The following is a 16,163-nucleotide window of genomic DNA, read 5'->3' as shown; positions in this document are numbered from 1 at the left end:
GATTTGAAGCGAGAATTATTCTCGCTTCTTTTACTCGATCAATAAAAAAGGAAGAGTTGAAGCATGCCTGAATTACCCGAAGTAGAAAGTGTAAAAAATGGACTAAAGCAATTAGTTGTCGGCAAATCGATAACTGAAACCCGGGTATACTGGGACAATATCATTAAAAACCCTTCTGTATCTGAGTTTAAACGCAGAACAACTGGACAAATAATCACTGATATAAAACGTCGGGGGAAATTTTTGCTGTTTATACTGGACAGTGATATTCTTATCAGTCATTTAAGAATGGAAGGGAAGTATCGACTGGAAAATAGGGATGAACCATTGACAAAACACACACATGTCGTTTTTGAATTAGATAACATAAAAGAACTCAGGTATCTTGACGTAAGGAAATTCGGAAAAATGAGTTTAGTAAAAAAAGGAAAGCTGAAAGATCACCCTTCTATTATAAATCTTGGACCGGAACCCACAGATGAGGCATTGACTGTCAGTCATTTAGTGAAGGCCTTGGAGAAGACAGGACGACCGATTAAAGCCTGTTTACTCGATCAGACGATCGTAGCTGGTATAGGTAATATTTATGCTGATGAAATCCTTTATGATGCGTATATCCATCCAGAGAAAAAAGGAAAGGAACTTGAATACGATGAAATCTGCCGCTTAAGAGAATCTATCATTAAAATAATACGATGTGCTGTAGAAAATGGTGGGACGACCATTCGAACGTATTCAAATGCCTACGGAACAGAAGGCAGTTATCAAACATATTTATCAGTATATGGAAAAACGAACGAGAAATGTTCCCGCTGCAGGAATACAATAGAAAAAATTAAAGTAGCCCAGCGGGGAACACACTATTGTCCGAATTGTCAAAAGATGTAAGGAGGGAATATCGCGTGCTTATTTTAGGATTGACTGGTGGGATTGCAAGTGGAAAGTCTACTGTCAGTCGATATTTTAGTGAACAGGGTTTTCCTGTTATAGATGCTGATATTATTGCCCGAAAAGTTTTGGAACCAGGAGAACCTGCCTATTTAAAAGTCATTGAGCACTTTGGTGAGGAAATACTTGACGCTGATAAATCAATCAATAGAAAACGGTTAGGTGATATTGTGTTCAATGATCAGGATAAACTTAAACGTTTAAATGAACTTGTCGAAAAAGAAATTTACAAGGAACTGATAAGAAAGAAAAAAGAATTGATGCAGAAGGATCACTCGCTGATAGTTGTTGATATTCCTCTGTTATATGAAGCGGGTTATGAAAAAGTCGTTGATAAAGTAATGGTCGTTTACACAGACAGCAGCACACAGTTGGAACGATTAAAAAAAAGGGATGAACTAAAAGAAGCAGATGCACTGAAACGTATAAGATCCCAGCAGCCGTTGAATGAAAAAAAAGAAAAAGCAGACATCGTAATAGATAATAACAGCACTTTAGAACAGACTAAAAAACAGGTAGATCAGTGGCTTGAAAAAAATAGACTGTCGTAACGATTCTGGTCATGTGATATAATTGATACAAGAAATCCAAAGTAAAGGGCTGAAATACATGTATTGTCCAAGATGCCGACACAATGGAAGCAGAGTGATAGATAGTCGTCCTGCTGAAGATGGACGGGCTATAAGAAGAAGACGCGAGTGTGACAACTGTTCTTTCAGATTTACTACATTTGAAAGGGTCGAACAAAGTGCTATTTTAGTTGTTAAAAAGAATGGAAACCGTGAAGAATTCAGTAGAGAAAAACTACTCCGGGGCATACGCCGGGCATGTGAGAAACGGCCAGTATCTGCAGAAGACCAGGAGAACATCGTGAATAAAGTGGAACGTAAACTCCGTGACCTGGGTGTCAGCGAAGTTCCTTCAACAAAAATCGGTGAATATGTTATGGAAGAACTTGTTGATTTAGATGACGTTGCCTATATCCGTTTTGCAAGCGTCTATCGTCAGTTCAAAGACATTGATGTTTTCATGCAGGAGATGAAAGAACTCGAAAAAAAAAGGAAAAAGAGTGAGTGAAAGGATAAAAGCATAAATGAGTTACCCGTGGAAAAATTTAAGTCCCAAAGATACGCTCATACTAACGAGGTCAGAGATTATATCTGATCTTGACGTATCGACCGTGCTCTCTTTATATCAGCCACTGATGGGTCTGAAGGCAGCTAGTCTGTATTTAGCAATCAAAGAGATCCTGAGTGCATCTGAGAGTAAAGAATTACCTCTTTCAGATATTCTTTCACACATAGATCTAGGAATAAGAGAATATTATGAAGCAAGAATCAAACTGGAAGCTTATGGTCTTGTTAAAGTATACAGACACAGAGAAAATGAAGAGGCATATTTAATCATCATCGAGTCACCTTTGACACCCAAACAATTCTTCAATGATACAATGTTAAAAATGATGCTTACTGAAAAACTAGGCGAACGACTAGTTTCAGATTTAAAAGCAAAGTATTTAAAAACGAGTCATTATATTGAGAAGTACAAAGAAATCACTAAGTCCTTCCATGAAGTGATCGATTTTAATATGGAGAATCACTTCGATGTCCTTAAAACCACTGATATACGTGATCAGCAAGATAAGCCTTCATCGTTAGGGGATAATGTGCTGAAAGAGAGTGATTTTGACTGGGAATTCTTTTTGGCAGGGCTCAACAAGCATTTTATAAGCCCACAATCACTGACTTCTGATGTGAAAAAATTAATAGAAACGTTTCATCTGATTTATTCTATCAATGAATTGACTATGCAGAAAATCGTGTTGGAATCAGCCGATATCACTTCTGGAGAAATCAGCGAAAAACAATTGACGCGTGTCGTTCATCAGCGATTTTTAGGTGAAACCAAAAAACATAAAAATGAACGGAACCACTCTCGATCCGAAGATAAAAGAGCCCGGCAATTAAAAGCAAAAGGGTTTAAACAAGAAGAAATCGAAATTCTACTCCACGCTGAAAAGACTCAACCGTATGCGTATCTGAAATCCATAAAACAGCAAAAAGGCGGTTATGTCACCTCTAATGAAAGATGGTTATTAAAAGAATTAGTTGAACGTTCGCCCCTGACTACAAGTGTCATCAACATATTGATGAATTATATATTGATTGTTAAAAATGCTCCGATGCTGGAAAAGAATTTAGCGAATAAAATTGCGAATGATTGGGCACAGAGTGATGTTGTATCACCAGAAGATGCAATGTTGAAGGTTAAAGGGTTTTACGATGATGTCAATGAAAAAAACAGCAAAAAACAGTACCGATCCAAAAAAAGTTATAAATCCAACGTATCCAGTCGAAGAGAAACGCTGCCTTCATGGGCAATGGAGTCTGAAGAAAAAGATGAACGGTTGAGTCAGGAAGAGGAAGAAGCGTTTAGAGAAAAACTGAAAAAAATTCGGCAACAGAAAAGTGGTGATAAATGATGGAGAGCCTAAAAAGTCAATTAGAAAAAATGATGGATGCAAAGAAACTGAATCAGACATTTAGAGATATCATGAAAAATCAGGTTTTCAGTGATCCCGATGTCAAAAAGTTTTTAGCAATGCATAAAGAAGTGTTAGATAAGAATGCGATCGAACGAAGTGCGGCTAAACTTTATGAATTTGTTTCTGAAAAACATAAGTCTCAAACAATGACCGGTGAACTGGCTCCAGGCTACACCCCAAAGCTGATATTGAATAATCACCGGATCGATGTGGTATATGAACCAACTACTGAACTGATCAATAAAAGAACAGAAGAAAAAATAAAGAATCGTATACACTCAGTTTTTATGCCTAAAGACTTGAAGAATGCCTCATTTGAAGCTTTCGATGTCACAAAAAGAAGGCAGCATGCTTTAGAAAAAGCCATGGTCTTTGTAGAAAGCTACCTCGATTCTCCCAATACTTTCCATAAAGGCTTATATCTATACGGAGCCTTTGGAGTGGGAAAAACCTATTTACTGGGTGCGATTGCTCATGAATTATCTGAACAGGGATACCCTTCCACAATCGTTCATTTCCCAACATTTGCTGTTGAAATGAAGAACTCAATAGGTAAAAACACAACAGAAGATAAACTGGACAGTTTTAAACGAGCCTCCATCCTGATGATCGACGATATTGGAGCGGATTCCATGTCATCATGGATCAGAGATGATATCCTTGGAGTGATATTACAATACCGTATGCAGCAGGAACTTCCAACATTTTTCACTTCCAATTTTGATATGGAGCAACTTGAAAATGAACATTTAACTCAATCACAGCGCGGAGAAAATGAACCATTGAAAGCCAAGCGTATCATGGAAAGAGTGAAATTTCTGACAGAAGAAGTTGAAATGTCCGGGGAAAACAGAAGACACAAATAAGCGGAAAGTATTGTGTTGACAGTGAACTTATGATACTATCGAAACAAATAAAACGAAGAAAAAGACACCTGTGTCAATGTATCTTTCCAGAGAGAGAATGAATGCTGGAACATTCTCAAGATTACCTGTCACAGACCACTTTTGAGTGCTGTTTTGAACGATGAGTAAAGATAGCCGTACTCCCGGCGTTAACGGGAAACGAAGATAGTTGGGGATTCTGTCCCTTTCTATGAAACTGGGTGGAACCACGTAAACTAAAGACGTCCCATTGAATGAATTCTTTCATTCAATGGGACGTCTTTAGTTATATAAGGAGGAATTAAAATGACAGATTATATCAAAGTGACTTTACCTGATGGTACAATCAAAGAAGTTGAGCAAGGGGCGACTCCCAAAGAAGTGGCTAAAAGCATAGCTAAGTCTCTGGAAAAAAAAGGATTAGCTGCAAAATGGAACGGAGAATTGATAGATTACAACCGATCCTTAAAAAATGATGGCTTTCTTGAAATCATCACACCTGATCATGAAGATGCCTTGTCTGTACTCAGGCACTCAGCCGCACATCTCATGGCTCAAGCAGTTAAACGGTTGTATCCTGATGCAAAATTTGGGGTAGGTCCGGCTATTGAAAACGGGTTCTATTATGACACAGATACAAGCGATCCCATCACCGATGAAGATTTAGGGAAAATTGAAAATGAAATGATGGCGATTGTAAAAGAAAATTTTCCAATCATAAGAAAAGAAATCAGTAGAGAAGATGCTTTGGAACGTTTTAAAAACGATCCATATAAAATCGAACTGATTAATGATTTACCCGAAGACGAAGTGATTACCATATATGAGCAAGGTGAATTCGCAGATCTTTGTCGTGGCGTCCATGTCCCATCAACCGGGCGCATACAAGTATTCAAACTGCTCTCTCTTGCTGGTGCCTATTGGCGAGGTAATTCAAATAATAAAATGATGCAGCGTATTTACGGGACAGCATTCTTTGATAAAAAATCCCTGAAAGAGTATTTGAAAATGCGGGAGGAAGCAAAGCAGAGAGATCACCGTAAACTAGGGAAAGAGCTTGATCTGTTCATGCTTAATCCTGAAGTGGGTTCAGGGCTGCCTTTCTGGCTTCCTAAAGGAGCAACGATCAGACGGATCATTGAGCGTTATATTACTGACAAAGAAATTAAACTGGGTTATGAACATGTTTATACACCAATAATGGCGAATGTTGATTTTTATAAAAAATCAGGACATTGGGATCATTATCATGAAGATATGTTTCCACCAATGGATATGGGAGACGGAGAAATGCTGGTCCTGCGTCCAATGAATTGTCCACATCACATGATGGTTTATAAAAATGGTATACGAAGTTATCGTGATTTGCCTATTCGCATAGCTGAGCTTGGTCAAATGCATCGCTATGAAAAAAGTGGCGCCTTATCTGGACTTCAGAGAGTACGCGAGATGACACTAAACGATGCACATGTATTTGTACGTCCAGACCAGATCAAGCAAGAGTTTAGAAGAGTGGTAAACTTGATGCTGGCGGTTTATGAAGATTTTGATATCAAAGACTACCGTTTCCGCCTGAGCTACCGCGATCCTGAAAATACTGAAAAATATTTTGATGACGATGCCATGTGGTTGAAAGCTGAGAGCATGCTGAAAGAAACGTTAGACGAGATGGGACTGGAATATTTTGAAGCGATGGGTGAGGCGGCTTTCTACGGACCTAAACTGGATGTCCAGGTGAAAACAGCTCTAGGCACAGAGGAAACACTCTCTACAGTACAACTGGACTTTTTACTGCCTGAACGTTTTGACTTAACCTATGTAGGAGAAGATGGTCAAGACAACCATCGGCCGGTTGTTATTCACAGAGGAATCGTTTCCACCATGGAAAGATTTGTTGCGTATCTGATTGAACGATACAAAGGCGCTTTTCCAGCATGGCTTGCTCCAGTCCAAGCTAAAATCATCCCTGTTAATTTAGACATCCATGGAGACTATGCAAGAGACTTGCAAGAAGAGCTTTCAAAAGAAGGCTTTAGAGTAGAAGTGGATATGCGGAATGAAAAAATGGGTTATAAAATAAGGGAAGCCCAGACACTTAAAATCCCTTATCAGCTTGTGATCGGGGATAGTGAGATTGAAGATAACAGTGTGTCTGTTCGCAAGTACGGGGAAAAGAAAACAGAAACGGTAGACATAAATGAGTTTGTTGAAATGCTGAAAAAAGAGATCAGCAAATAAACGTTTGACATCAACTTGAATTGATGTTAAGATATAAAAGTTGAGAAAACAAAGCAGGAGCTCCCGCTTCTCGCCTAAGTGACTTTAGTCTCTGGGCATATATGAACGTATATATAATTAAACGCAATGAGTTGTGTTTTTATGCGGAGATTAGGCGGGATTTCTATATGATATAGAAAATCCGCCTTTTTCTGTGTTTTTCTCGCAAATACTTTGGAGGTGACCACCATAGCTAAAGACATGATTGTCAACGATCGTATTCGCGCAAAAGAGGTACGATTGATAGGTAAAGACGGTGAACAGATAGGAGTCATTTCACGCAATAAAGCATTAAAATTAGCAGAAGATTCCAGTTTGGACTTAGTGCTCGTTTCTCCTAATGCTAAACCCCCAGTGGCTCGTATCATGGATTACGGTAAATATCGCTATGAACAACAGAAAAAAGAACGGGAAGCAAGAAAAAATCAAAAAGTGATCAACGTTAAAGAGATTCGTTTAAGCCCAACGATTGATGACCACGATTTCAACACTAAATTGCGCAACGCTCGAAAGTTCTTGGAAAAAGGCGATAAAGTAAAAGTTTCTATTCGTTTCCGAGGAAGAGCGATCACTCATAAAGAAATTGGACGTGACGTACTGGAACGTATGGCGGAAGAAACATCCGACGTTTCACAAGTTGAATCTAAAGCTAAAATGGATGGACGCAGCATGTTCTTAATGCTCGCACCAAAAAGTGAGAAGTAGTAACTAATAGAATCAGACTATAATTGACTCTGGTTAAAATCATAGACGAGAGTATTGGAGGAAAATATAATGCCTAAGCAAAAAACGCATAGAGGATCAGCAAAACGTTTCAAAAGAACAGGATCTGGAAAACTGAAAAGAAGTCATGCAAAACGTAGTCATATGTTTGCAAACAAAACACAGAAACAAAAGCGTAAATTACGTAAATCAGCACTTGTTTCTGACAGTGACTACAAACGCATCAAACAGCAAGTAGCTTACATGAAATAAAAATTTCGATTTAATAGGATTGTATTGAAGGAGGAAAAACAATGGCACGAGTAAAAGGTGGCGTCGTGACACGCAGACGTCGTAATCGCGTATTAAAATTAGCTAAAGGATATTATGGTGCTAAACATCGTTTGTTCAAAGTAGCAAAACAGCAAGTGATGAAATCATATATGTATTCATACAGAGACCGTAAACAGAACAAACGTAATTTCCGTAAACTATGGATCGCACGTATCAATGCCGCAGCACGTATGAATGGTTTGAGCTATTCTAAATTCATGCATGGATTGAAAGTGGCGGGTATCGATATGAACCGTAAAATGCTGGCTGATTTGGCAGTCAATGATGCTGAAGCATTCACAACACTAACTGATCAAGCTAAAGATGCAATAAACAAGTAATTGAAAATCAACCATATGACAGAAGGTGAAAACTTTTGCCATATGGTTTTTTTATTCTATTTGTTATTATTTTATTATCTTATGTTATTATTGGGTAATTGTTGAAAATTAATTTAATAAGCGTCTATTCTTCATGGTATAATAAAGGTGATTGAATCTTTAAATAGAAAAAGCAGTTATGGCAAATATAGAATATTATTTAAAATTTATGAGCTTGGTCTATAAATAACATTAAAGTTTGCGAGGGTATGTCTAGTGGATAAAAACAAAAAAAGAATTGCCATTATTGGGGCGGGTATCACTGGCCTTACTATTGCGTATCGCTTACAGCAGCAGATCGAGAAAGAGAATCTCCCGTTAGAACTTATTGTATTGGAGTCATCCATTCGCCCGGGGGGTAAATTTTATACCATGAAATTTGGTGAAGGTTTTATTGATTTAGGAGCAGAATCGATCGATACTCGTCACCCAGAAGCATTGGCACTGATCGAAGAATTAAATCTTATGGACAAGGTTGAATTCAGCCAGAACGGCAAGCAGGATATTTTTGCTTTCAACAAACTTTATAATTTTGACTGTCCAACGTATAAAGGGATTCCAGTAAAACGTACAGATATATGGAAATATGACTTGATATCATTCCAGGGCAAACTTGCTTTTTTGAAGAATACATATTTTTCTGGTTCAGATACGAAAGTAGAACTCACTACTAAAGAATATCTGGCTCAGCGTATTGGTGAAGAAATGGCTGAGTATGGAGCCGAACCTTATTTTTCAAAAATTTATACTAGTGATATAGATGAAATTGGCATTCATGGTTTTAATGAACCTTTGGTACACTTGGAACGTGCTCATGGGACTTGGTCTAAAGCGCTGGAAAATCATCCTGAGATATGGGACGGAGAGGGGGTGCATGCCACTTTCAACGAAGGATTAGAAGTTTTAACCAATGCATTGGCAGCAAAAGTCAACCCGGCCATACAGTATGCTAAGCAGGTTACTGAAATCAGGCAAAGTATCAATGGCACTTATTTACTTGATGTCAATAAAAAAGAACAGTTAAGAGTTGATTCCGTGATCGTCGCAACTGATCCTGATGCATATAAAGAATTATTCAAAAGTATTGCAGTCAGTGAGTATTTTAATGATATCAAAATGGGATCTATTGGGTTTTTATTATTCAGTTTTCCAAAAGGCTCTATAACGAATCCACCTATAGGGAATGGTGTGCTATCTGTTAGAAGAAATAATTCTTATATTCAAAGCGTAATCTGGTTGAATAAAAAATGGAATCACTTCAAGGATAAAGATGAAGAACTGCTGGGTGTATATTTTGGACGCAGTGGGGATGGTGTAGTAATGTCTTTAAGTAATAAACAAATAGAAATTGAAATCCTAAGTGATATCTCTGACATGCTGGGTGTAAATAGTCCTCCTAGTTATAAAATAATCAAACGATGGCCTAATGCGATTCCTCAGTTTTCTTTGATGCACGAAGAGAAAAGGAAAGATTTATTTAAATTTTTAAATGATAGACACCCGGGTTTATACCTCGCAGGGAATGGCATTAAAGGTTTCGGTATCAACAATTGTATAGCTCAGGCAAACGAAATCAGCCTTAAAGCTATTGATTACTTGAAATGATAGAGCATTTTTTTAACATGAATCAAAAAGGAAAGAAGGCGTGGATAATGAAAATAACAATACTTGGTTATTATGGAGGCTATCCGACGAAGGGTGTAGGAACAAGCGCTTACTTGATCGAGGCAGATGCGTTTCATCTTCTCTTGGATGCGGGGAGCAGTAGTCTGCTTATGCTTGAAAAATATATCGACCCGATGAAATTAGATGCCGTTCTGATCTCTCACTATCATCATGATCATGTTGCTGATCTTGGTGTTCTTCAATTTACACGACTATTAAAAAAAGATCAGCAGAACGAAGAACCAGAAATACTGCCCATATATGGACATTCACAAGACAAAGAGTATTTTTCAAAACTCACACTGGAGAATGTCAGCCAGGGGATCGATTATACGGACATGTCAGAGCTGCAGATCGGACCGTTTGAAATTGAAAAGATGAAGACGATCCATCCAGTTCCCTGCTATGCTTTTCGGGTGACGGAAAGAAAGACAGGTAAAAATTTTGTTTTTACTGCTGATACTGGATTTAAGAAAGATCTTATCTCCTTTTCAGAAAACACTGATCTACTTCTTGCAGATAGTAATTTTTATGCAGGTAAGGAAAACCATCACGTGCATATGACAGCGGGCGAATGCGGAAAAATTGCAAACGAAGCCAATGTGAAACATCTGGTGCTGACACATCTGCCGCAGTATGGTGATACAAAACAATTAGTAAAAGATGCAAAAGAAGAATGCCCAAGTGCTAAAGTAGAATTAGCACAAAAAGAAATGACACTAACGATATAAGCGAGGAGACAACGTATGTATTATGTAAAAAATGAACGCAATGGTAAAGAAATACATGATCCCAAAATCAATTTAGCTATTGAGTATTATTTATTGAACGAGATTAAATTAGATGAGCCTATCCTTCTATTTTATATTAATGATAATGCAATCATTATCGGGCGCAATCAGAATACCTATGAAGAGGTCAATACAGCCTATGTTGAAGAAAATGGCGTGGATGTCGTCCGTCGCTTTTCAGGAGGCGGAGCCGTCTACCACGATATGGGCGTTTTATGTTTCTGCTTCATAACTGAAGATGATGGCAATTCGTTCCGGGATTTCAAAAAATTTACCTCTCCTGTAATAGATGCTCTGCATCAAATGGGCGTTTCAGGAGCTGAATTAAAAGGTAGAAATGACCTAGTCATAAATGATAAAAAGTTTTCAGGGAATGCCATGTATTCGAAGAATGGACGGATGACTGCTCATGGAACATTGATGTTCGATTCAGAGATCGATGCCGTAGTCAAAGCGTTGAAGCCCAAAAAACACAAGCTTGAATCCAAAGGCATCAAATCGATCCGCAGCAGAGTTACGAATATAAAACCTTTCCTTGATGACTCTTACCAGCAGATGAACGCTAAAGACTTCAAAGAGAAGCTGCTCTTGTATCTTTACGATACGGATACGAAAGAAGATGTGAAAGAGTATGTTCTTACAGAAGATGATTGGGAAAAAATCGAAGCATTTGCTGATGAATATACAGCTAACTGGGATTGGAATTATGGAAAGTCTCCTGAATTCGATATGGAACGCAGCGAGAGACTGTCTGCCGGTACAGTGGAAGTGAAAATGAATGTCAGAAAAGGAAGAATCGACGATATTCGCATATATGGCGATTTCTTTGGCTTAGGTGAAATCGAAGATGTAGAAAATGAATTAAAGGGAATTCCTTATACACGAAAAGCAATAACTGAAGCAGTAAATACTATCGACATAAAAAAATATTTCGGTAATATGGATGCGGATGAACTGATCGAGCTTCTCTATTAAAAATATGGTTACATCATAATCAAAAACAGTCTAATTTATAATCATTATAAATTAGACTGTTTTTTCATTAACTGTAAAATGAAAAAATGCCGGTATATAAAGGTTTTGTTCTTGTTTTTATAAATAAGAACAAAAATTGACAAAAAAATGACAAAAGGACTTTACTTACTGTCACATTTAAGTTAGTATAATAATTGTAGAGAGCTTCATTAGGAAATAATAAATCATAAAATATCGAAGGGAGAAATACATAATGGTTACATTATTCACCACACCTAGCTGTACATCATGTAGAAAAGCGAAAGCTTGGTTAGAAGAGTACAACATTTCTTATACGGAAAAAAATATGTCTCATACTCCTTTGGAAATAAATGAAATCAAAGCAATCATGAGATTGACTGAAGACGGAACAGAAGATATCATATCTACTCGATCAAAAGCATTTAAAGAGTTGAACGTCGATCTTGATGAATTATCATTAAAAGAACTGTTCGTTCTGATTCAAGAAAATCCAACACTCATTAGAAGACCGATAATACTTGATGATAAAAGACTGCAGATTGGTTATAATGAAGATGAAATTCGTCAATTTGTACCACGTGAAATTAGAGAAATAGAACTTCAAAAAGCGCAACGATTAGTTTCAATCAAATAAAAGTAAAAAAGAATCGGCAATTATTTGTCGGTTCTTTTTATGAAAATTTAAAACTTTTTAAAACTTTCATCTTTGTTGAATAGTTGTGACTTGTTTTTGTAATATACCTTTTGTATAATAGTAAGAGTGCAGTCTATTTAAGTTAACGATCAAAGAATGAATTTATTCTATAAAAAGGGTTATTCCAATGAAATGTGAGGTGTGGAATAATGGAAATAGAACATATCAATGAAGATACAATACGTGTAACTATCGAAAATACTGACTTAGAAGAACGTGGTGTGACTTTTCTCGATCTTTTGGGTAACCAGAAGCAAATAGAAAAGTTCTTTTACAGCATATTAGAAGAAGTTGATATCGATGAGGAATTTCAGGAATCTGAAGCTGTTACTTTTCAAGTGATGCCCAATAATAATGGACTCGAATTATTTATCAGCAAGGGTGCAAACTTTAAAGAAGAAACCCATTCACTCAATGCATTAAAAAATAAACTGAATCAAAATCATGATCAGCAATTAACAGATGACGATGAAGACTATCAAAACGAGATCAGTCAGACAAAGGATTCAGTCGTCACTTTTGATAGCTTTGAAAAATTGATAACCTTATCCAAGTATTTGTATTTAGAAAGTGGCATATCGACGCTTTATAGCTACAAGGATGCGTACTATCTTCACATTGTATTCTTTGTAGAGGAAATGGCTCAAAATACAAGCGACGAAGAACTGGCTGTTGCGCTTGAATTTGGAGAAAAAACAAAAACAACACCTGAAGTTTTAAGTGAGTACGCTAGGACCATCATGAAAAATACTGCTCTGGAACAATTGCGGTATTATTTTAAGTAAGTTCAGAAAATATAAAAGACCTGTAGGATAATATTTCTGCAGGTCTTTTTTCATTTTTTTCGTGAAAAAATTTTTAAAATGTAAATATAATATATGAAGAAAAGGGGGGAAGGAATATATTTACAGCTATTGATAAAAAAGGTCACTTAGTAAAAGCTAAAACTTTTAAAAAAGAGGGACAATGCTACTGTCCAGGCTGTCACGAAGAAGTTATATTTAAAAAAGGATCGACCATCCAGTCTCACTTTGCCCATAAGAAAGAGGGCGAGTGTTGTTCGTTTTCGGAAGGAGAGTCAAGCGAACACATAAATGGGAAACTTCTGCTATATGAATGGTTTAAAAGAGAAGGGATAAAAGTAGAGTTGGAAAAGTTTCTGCCTGGAATGAATCAGCGTCCCGATTTACTCATTGACTATAACGGGACCACTGTGGCTATTGAATTTCAGTGTAGTCCGATATCCAAGAAAACAGTCAGGAGGAGAACACAGGGTTATATAGAAAATAATATAAAAGTCAAGTGGATACTGGGGGAAAAGTTGAAAGTCGATCGAAAATTATCGACGCGTCATTATGATTATCTGTCATTAAACCAACACGGGCAGTACAATCTACTGCAGCTAGATGAAAAAGAAAAAGAGATCATGATAATCACAAATATACGAAGCTTATATAAGAGCATTGACTTCAAAAAGGTCAGATTATCTTTCAATAGTGACAGAAAGTCTGTAGAGAAAATATTTTCTTTACAGTGTGATCAGAATCATACTGTAAAGAAACTTAAAACTGTGGAAACAAAAAAATTGTATCAGTTATCCTTTTATAAAGATGAAAGGACGAGACGTTTTTTTGAATTACTGTACCTTAATAAAATATCAATTCAAAGTTTACCCGATGTAGTATTTTGCACTGTTTCAACTGAGTGGATGATCCGAACTTTCTCTTATCAGTGGAAACTGTTACTTTATTTATGGGTCAAAAACATCCCGTATAATGAAATAATTACACCAAATAGATTGAGTCGTAAAATAACTGAATGGAAAAAACAAACCGATATCACCTTTCATTCATTACCTGAATTAGAAAAAATCGATACACTATTACCCTTTATGACATTTTTAAATATATTGACCCGTAAAGGGTATTTGACTGATTTAGGAGATTGCAGATGGGTAAGGACTCATAAAAATATAACTATTAATATTTGATGAGTAAAGCGTGTGTTAAATTAATAAAGCGAAAGACATTCTATTATTTTTCAAATTGTGTTATCATTAATTTATTGATAAATTCAAGGAGGATGACTAATGGCTGAAACAAAACGATTGCCGCTAAGAGAAGAAATACCTGCAGAACAGACGTGGGATCTGACTGTTATATATAAATCTGATGAAAAATGGGAAGAAGATTATAAACAAGTAGAAAAATCAGTGAAAGAAGTTAAAGCATACCAGGGGAAATTAGGAACAGGCAGTGCTGCTTTTTTAGAAGCGTTGACTAAAATTCTAGATTTATCAAGAAAAGTAAGCGCACTGTATGTCTATGCTCATTTAAAGAATGACCAGGATACGGGTAACAGTACATATCAGGCTATGAATGATCGGGCACGCTACCTGACCGTCTTATCACAAGAGGCAACATCTTGGTTTGAACCTGAGCTGATAGCTTTATCCGAAGAACAACTGAATCGTTATTTCCAGGAACAGAATGATTTAAAGCTGTACAGACACTATATCACTCAGCTTACTGCGAATAAAAAACATATTCTATCAGCAGAAATGGAGTCACTACTGGCAGCCGCGAGTGATGTCTTGACCTCTTCGAGCCAGACATTCAGTGTACTGAACAATGCCGATTTAGAATTTCCTATGGTAAAAGGAGAAGACGGTAAAGACGTCCAGTTGTCTCATGGACTATACGGGGAACTGCTCAAAAGTACTGATAGAGAAGTAAGAAAAGAAGCTTTTATGAAAATGTATGCCGTTTATGAAAATTTCAAAAATACGTTTGCCAGTACATTATCTGCAAATGTCAAACATCATAATTATCAAGCCAATGTTCATCATTATGAATCAGCAAGAGAAAGCGCGTTATCAGCTAATCATATTCCAGAATCTGTGCACGATACACTCATTGAGGTCGTCAATGCACATTTACCATTACTTCATAGATATATGGCGCTTAGAAAAAAAGTTTTAAAACTCGATAAACTGCATATGTATGATCTGTATACACCTATCACAGGCGAAGCCAGTCTGAAGTTCACTTATGAAGAAGCTAAGGAGAAAACCTTCGAAGGCCTTGATGCACTAGGTCCTGAGTATAAAGCAGTCCTTGACCAGGCGTTCAATAGTCGCTGGATAGATATTGTTGAAAACAAAGGTAAGCGAAGTGGAGCCTATTCTTCAGGTATGTACGATACCAATCCATATATCTTACTGAATTGGCATGATTCACTCAATCATCTCTATACACTAGTTCATGAGCTGGGACACAGTGCACATAGTTACTTTACCCGAAAAAACCAGCCATATGTTTATGGGAATTATTCTATATTCCTGGCTGAAATAGCTTCAACAACAAACGAAAACCTCTTGACAGACTATCTTCTGGAAAAAACCAAAGATCCTAAAGCCAGAGCTTATGTTTTGAATCACTACCTTGATGGGTTTAAAGGGACTGTTTTCCGCCAAACACAATTTGCGGAATTTGAACATTTTATGCATGAAGAAGCTGCAAAAGGGAAACCATTAACGGCTGATTATTTAAGCGAGAGTTACAGAAAACTAAACAATAAATATTATGGTGAGTCTGTAGAGGATGATGAGGCTATTCAATATGAATGGGCCCGGATTCCACATTTTTATTATAACTATTATGTTTATCAGTACTCGACAGGCTTCTGCGCAGCGACTGCTTTAGCCGACAAGATTTCAAATGAAGAAGAAGGAGCATTAGATAAATATTTATCCTATCTAAAAGCCGGCAGCAGCGATTACCCTATTGAAGTAATGAAAAAAGCTGGCGTTGATATGACAAATAAAGACTATTTAGAAAGAGCGATGAAAGTATTCAAGAATAGACTTGACGAGTTGGAACAAGCCTTATCTTCAATTTAGTCTCGTAAAAAAATATTAAATATAAAAAAGCCATCCTCCTTTAATGG

The 16,163-nt window shown here is 36.9% G+C and carries 16 protein-coding genes; all 16 read left to right on the top strand.

What is annotated here, in order from left to right; translation table 11 throughout:
- The first annotated feature begins 63 nt into the window (after nucleotides 1-63).
- The 16 genes from mutM (at nucleotide 64) to pepF (ending at nucleotide 16,116) form a co-directional block, all read left to right on the top strand.
- Nucleotides 64-888, top strand: coding sequence for a DNA-formamidopyrimidine glycosylase (gene mutM, locus AKA01nite_RS05235; protein ID WP_146924269.1), 825 nt, complete (start codon nucleotides 64-66; stop codon nucleotides 886-888).
- Nucleotides 889-902: 14 nt separating this feature from the next.
- Entirely contained in the window at nucleotides 903-1,499 is a 597-nt protein-coding gene (gene coaE, locus AKA01nite_RS05230) for a dephospho-CoA kinase (RefSeq protein WP_146924268.1), read from the top strand.
- A gap of 58 nt (nucleotides 1,500-1,557) precedes the next feature.
- Entirely contained in the window at nucleotides 1,558-2,025 is a 468-nt protein-coding gene (nrdR, locus tag AKA01nite_RS05225; RefSeq protein ID WP_146924267.1) for a transcriptional regulator NrdR, read from the top strand.
- A gap of 16 nt (nucleotides 2,026-2,041) precedes the next feature.
- Nucleotides 2,042-3,430 (top strand): replication initiation and membrane attachment family protein, encoded by a 1,389-nt coding sequence (locus tag AKA01nite_RS05220; RefSeq protein ID WP_146924266.1) that lies wholly within the window; start codon nucleotides 2,042-2,044, stop codon nucleotides 3,428-3,430.
- Entirely contained in the window at nucleotides 3,430-4,359 is a 930-nt protein-coding gene (dnaI, locus tag AKA01nite_RS05215; RefSeq protein WP_146924305.1) for a primosomal protein DnaI, read from the top strand. The genes AKA01nite_RS05220 and dnaI overlap by 1 nt, the downstream gene beginning before the upstream one ends.
- Nucleotides 4,360-4,683: 324 nt before the next feature.
- The gene (gene thrS, locus AKA01nite_RS05210) at nucleotides 4,684-6,615 is read left to right on the top strand and encodes a threonine--tRNA ligase (RefSeq protein WP_146924265.1); all 1,932 of its coding nucleotides are present in this window, start codon (nucleotides 4,684-4,686) and stop codon (nucleotides 6,613-6,615) included.
- A 240-nt stretch (nucleotides 6,616-6,855) separates the two neighbouring features.
- Nucleotides 6,856-7,359: a translation initiation factor IF-3 gene (infC, locus tag AKA01nite_RS05205; protein ID WP_146924304.1), complete on the top strand. Its 504-nt coding sequence runs from the start codon at nucleotides 6,856-6,858 to the stop codon at nucleotides 7,357-7,359.
- Nucleotides 7,360-7,428: 69 nt separating this feature from the next.
- A complete protein-coding gene (rpmI, locus tag AKA01nite_RS05200) occupies nucleotides 7,429-7,629 on the top strand; it encodes a 50S ribosomal protein L35 (RefSeq protein WP_146924264.1) in 201 nt (66 codons plus the stop codon).
- 41 nt (nucleotides 7,630-7,670) lie between these two features.
- A complete protein-coding gene (gene rplT, locus AKA01nite_RS05195) occupies nucleotides 7,671-8,030 on the top strand; it encodes a 50S ribosomal protein L20 (protein ID WP_146924263.1) in 360 nt (119 codons plus the stop codon).
- A 255-nt stretch (nucleotides 8,031-8,285) separates the two neighbouring features.
- Nucleotides 8,286-9,674, top strand: coding sequence for a protoporphyrinogen oxidase (hemG, locus tag AKA01nite_RS05190; RefSeq protein WP_186805106.1), 1,389 nt, complete (start codon nucleotides 8,286-8,288; stop codon nucleotides 9,672-9,674).
- A gap of 47 nt (nucleotides 9,675-9,721) precedes the next feature.
- The gene (locus tag AKA01nite_RS05185) at nucleotides 9,722-10,465 is read left to right on the top strand and encodes an MBL fold metallo-hydrolase (protein ID WP_146924261.1); all 744 of its coding nucleotides are present in this window, start codon (nucleotides 9,722-9,724) and stop codon (nucleotides 10,463-10,465) included.
- Between the two features lie 15 nt (nucleotides 10,466-10,480).
- Nucleotides 10,481-11,500, top strand: coding sequence for a lipoate--protein ligase (lplA, locus tag AKA01nite_RS05180; protein WP_146924260.1), 1,020 nt, complete (start codon nucleotides 10,481-10,483; stop codon nucleotides 11,498-11,500).
- Between the two features lie 253 nt (nucleotides 11,501-11,753).
- Entirely contained in the window at nucleotides 11,754-12,155 is a 402-nt protein-coding gene (gene spxA, locus AKA01nite_RS05175; protein ID WP_146924259.1) for a transcriptional regulator SpxA, read from the top strand.
- A 209-nt stretch (nucleotides 12,156-12,364) separates the two neighbouring features.
- Entirely contained in the window at nucleotides 12,365-13,000 is a 636-nt protein-coding gene (locus AKA01nite_RS05170; RefSeq protein ID WP_146924258.1) for an adaptor protein MecA, read from the top strand.
- A gap of 86 nt (nucleotides 13,001-13,086) precedes the next feature.
- Complete coding sequence (locus AKA01nite_RS05165; protein ID WP_146924257.1) at nucleotides 13,087-14,205, top strand: competence protein CoiA; 1,119 nt, start codon at nucleotides 13,087-13,089, stop codon at nucleotides 14,203-14,205.
- 99 nt (nucleotides 14,206-14,304) lie between these two features.
- A complete protein-coding gene (gene pepF / locus AKA01nite_RS05160; RefSeq protein ID WP_146924256.1) occupies nucleotides 14,305-16,116 on the top strand; it encodes an oligoendopeptidase F in 1,812 nt (603 codons plus the stop codon).
- Nucleotides 16,117-16,163: the final 47 nt, after the last annotated feature.

The organism is Alkalibacterium kapii (genome assembly GCF_007988865.1).
GTDB lineage: Bacteria > Bacillota > Bacilli > Lactobacillales > Carnobacteriaceae_A > Alkalibacterium > Alkalibacterium kapii.
This window is presented reverse-complemented; position numbering and strand designations above follow the sequence as displayed.

Excerpts from the sequence above, each read along its gene's own strand:
- spxA (WP_146924259.1), top strand. The coding sequence starts at position 11,754 with ATGGTTACATTATTCACCACACCTAGCTGTACATCATGTAGAAAAGCG.
- AKA01nite_RS05185 (WP_146924261.1), top strand. The coding sequence starts at position 9,722 with ATGAAAATAACAATACTTGGTTATTATGGAGGCTATCCGACGAAGGGT.
- thrS (WP_146924265.1), top strand. The coding sequence starts at position 4,684 with ATGACAGATTATATCAAAGTGACTTTACCTGATGGTACAATCAAAGAA.
- mutM (WP_146924269.1), top strand. The coding sequence starts at position 64 with ATGCCTGAATTACCCGAAGTAGAAAGTGTAAAAAATGGACTAAAGCAA.
- infC (WP_146924304.1), top strand. The coding sequence starts at position 6,856 with ATGATTGTCAACGATCGTATTCGCGCAAAAGAGGTACGATTGATAGGT.
- rplT (WP_146924263.1), top strand. The coding sequence starts at position 7,671 with ATGGCACGAGTAAAAGGTGGCGTCGTGACACGCAGACGTCGTAATCGC.
- lplA (WP_146924260.1), top strand. The coding sequence starts at position 10,481 with ATGTATTATGTAAAAAATGAACGCAATGGTAAAGAAATACATGATCCC.
- rpmI (WP_146924264.1), top strand. The coding sequence starts at position 7,429 with ATGCCTAAGCAAAAAACGCATAGAGGATCAGCAAAACGTTTCAAAAGA.
- AKA01nite_RS05220 (WP_146924266.1), top strand. The coding sequence starts at position 2,042 with ATGAGTTACCCGTGGAAAAATTTAAGTCCCAAAGATACGCTCATACTA.
- dnaI (WP_146924305.1), top strand. The coding sequence starts at position 3,430 with ATGGAGAGCCTAAAAAGTCAATTAGAAAAAATGATGGATGCAAAGAAA.
- nrdR (WP_146924267.1), top strand. The coding sequence starts at position 1,558 with ATGTATTGTCCAAGATGCCGACACAATGGAAGCAGAGTGATAGATAGT.
- AKA01nite_RS05170 (WP_146924258.1), top strand. The coding sequence starts at position 12,365 with ATGGAAATAGAACATATCAATGAAGATACAATACGTGTAACTATCGAA.
- pepF (WP_146924256.1), top strand. The coding sequence starts at position 14,305 with ATGGCTGAAACAAAACGATTGCCGCTAAGAGAAGAAATACCTGCAGAA.